This is a genomic window from Micromonospora sp. NPDC049799 (assembly GCF_040656655.1).
GTDB lineage: Bacteria > Actinomycetota > Actinomycetes > Mycobacteriales > Micromonosporaceae > Micromonospora.
In genome coordinates this window covers 1-2350 of the sequence record NZ_JBFAMU010000655.1, presented here as the reverse complement: position 1 = coordinate 2350, position 2350 = coordinate 1, and the positions used below count along the sequence as shown (strand labels likewise).

Genomic DNA, 2350 nt, shown 5'->3' with positions numbered 1-2350 from the left:
AGCGCGTAGTACTCCTCGAGGAACAGCTGGCCGGAGGTGTAGAAGCCGAAGTGCCGCCCCCCCCCCCCCCCCCCGGGGGGGGGGGGGGGGGGGGCCCCCCCCCCCCCCCCCCCCGACCCCGTTCGTCTACGGCGCCGGGTACTCCGTCACGTACACGGGTGCGCCCACGCGGGTCGTGTCGGCGGGGCCGCCCACACCGTTGACGACGTGGTCGATCGTGCCGGCGCTGAGGTTGACGGTCATGATGTGCCGCAGCCGGACACCGGGCGTCTCCGGGACCTCGAAGCCGTTCTCGGTGTGGATCGACGGGTTGTTCTGGTTGAACACGTAGACCCCGCCCCCGTGCAGGGTGTGCGTCCGCACGTGGTCGCCGACCTTGTAGCCGGCCCAGCCCTGCACGTCGCCGTTCATCCAGTCCGCCTGCGTCGGCGGGTCGTACGGCAGTTCGTTCTGGTAGAGCACGGTGGTGCCCCGTTCGCCGTTCCAGACGGTGTTGTGGCGCTGGAAGTGCTCGACGAAGAGCCCGGTGGCGGTGACGTCGTCGCCGTTGATCACCGCGCCGTACCGCCCGGTGTTGGTCCGCCAGCGGTCGGTGTCACCGTTGACGCCCTCGGTGAACCCCTCGACACCGTGGTCGCCGCGCCACACCCAGGTGTGGTCGATCAGCACGTGGTCGGCGTTGACCTGCAGCGCGGTGTCGGCCCGGCCGACGTGCGGACCCCCGACCCGGAAGTACACGTCGGACAGCGTGAGGGGGTTGGCCGGCGTGCTGGCGTTGCGGCCGTGCTCGCGGCCCACCCGCAGCAGCACCGGCGACTCGGTGGCGCCGGCGTCGATCGTGACACCGGCGACGACCACGCCGGGGACCCCGGCGACGTCCAGGGGGATCGCGCCGTCTACGGCGGTCAGCGTGGCGTGCCCGAGGCCGACGACCACCGTGTCCGGTCGCCGCACGTGGATGCTGCGGTCGACGTCGTAGACACCGGGGGTGAGCAGGAGGTGCTTGCCGCGGGCCAGCTCCCGGTTGATCGTCTGCACCGGGTCCGACGGCCGTGCGACGTGGAAGTCCGACAGCGGGATGGTGCGTCCCGGGGTGATGCCACCGGACCAGCTGGTGCCGCGGGTGTCCCGCGCGGCGGCGGGAACCCGTACGGCGTACCGACCCCGCTCGTCGACGAACAGGTACGGCTTCTCCCGGCTCAGCGGGGTGGTGGGGAGCGTCGTGTACGGCGGGTCGGGGAAGGTGGCGTCGTCCGGGGCGCCGACCACGCCGGAGAAGACCTGGTTCCACACGCCGTTGGACCAGCCGGCGACCTCGCTGTTGCGGGTCAGCCACTGCTGCTGGGACCCGTTGACGACCGACGGGAGTGCCGAGTCGGCGATGAAGCCACCGCTGGCGTACTGCGGACCGGCGGTGCAGTAGTCCATCAGGGAGAACGTGCCGCCGCTGACCGCCACCCGGCGCACCGACACCGCCTGGGAGACGGCCCAGAAGTTGGCCGAGGACCGGCAGCCGTCCTGACCGGCGGCATCGATGTTGATCGAGAGGTTCGACAGCGTACGCCAGAAGTTGACCAGGGCGATGCAGTTGCCGGTGCCGCCGTCGGCCAGGCACCGGTTGTAGACCTCGACCTTGCCGTTGATGACGACGTCGGTGGGGGAGGCGCCGAGGCCGGAGATCTCGGTGTAGTAGCCGACCTTGATCTGCAGCGGCTGCTCGGGGGTGCCGTACGTGCCGGGCTTGAACAGGTACGCGTACCGCTCGGTGCCCATCTCGTTGTCGACCTGCCGGGCGTGGGTGGCGTCGAGCGTGGCCTGGATCTGGTCGACCGGCATGCTCGGGTCGAAGACGGTGACGTGCGGCCCGAGGTCGGTCGGCGCGCCGGGACGCGGGTACGCGCTCGCGGCCCCACCGACCGTCGGGGCGACGGCGGCGAGCACCAGGCCGAGCACGAGCGCGCGGGCCACGCGCCGTCGGGCGGGACCTCCCGGCGGGGAGGGCTGGTTCGTCATGGGTGGCGGGTCCTTTCGCTGGCGCGGGCGGCTGAGAGAGCGCTCTCTCGACGAGTCGGCCGCCATCGGGACGAGGAAGAACGTGGATGGGGTCTTTCTACCCCGTCCGGCGGTCCCGCGCCAGGCCGGGGGCGCCCCGATCCGGCCGACCAGACAGGCCATTGATTAATTGCCATTTAACAATTAACGTCCCCGACATGCCGCTCACCAGGGCGGACACTGTTGGGAGGAAACGTGACACGACCGCGTTCTGTCCTCGCCCTGGCGGGGGCGGCCGCAGCGGCCCTCGCGGCGACGACCGCGCTGACCGCACCGGCGTCGGCGGCCCCGGAGCCGT

General features: G+C 71.7%; 1 protein-coding gene. It reads right to left on the bottom strand.

Annotated features, from left to right (window positions below):
* Nucleotides 1–126 precede the first annotated feature (126 nt).
* On the bottom strand, nt 127–2013 hold the full coding sequence (locus AB0I76_RS27820; RefSeq protein WP_357041475.1) for an adenylyl cyclase: 1887 nt from the start codon (nt 2011–2013) through the stop codon (nt 127–129).
* Between the last annotated feature and the right edge of the window lie 337 nt (nt 2014–2350).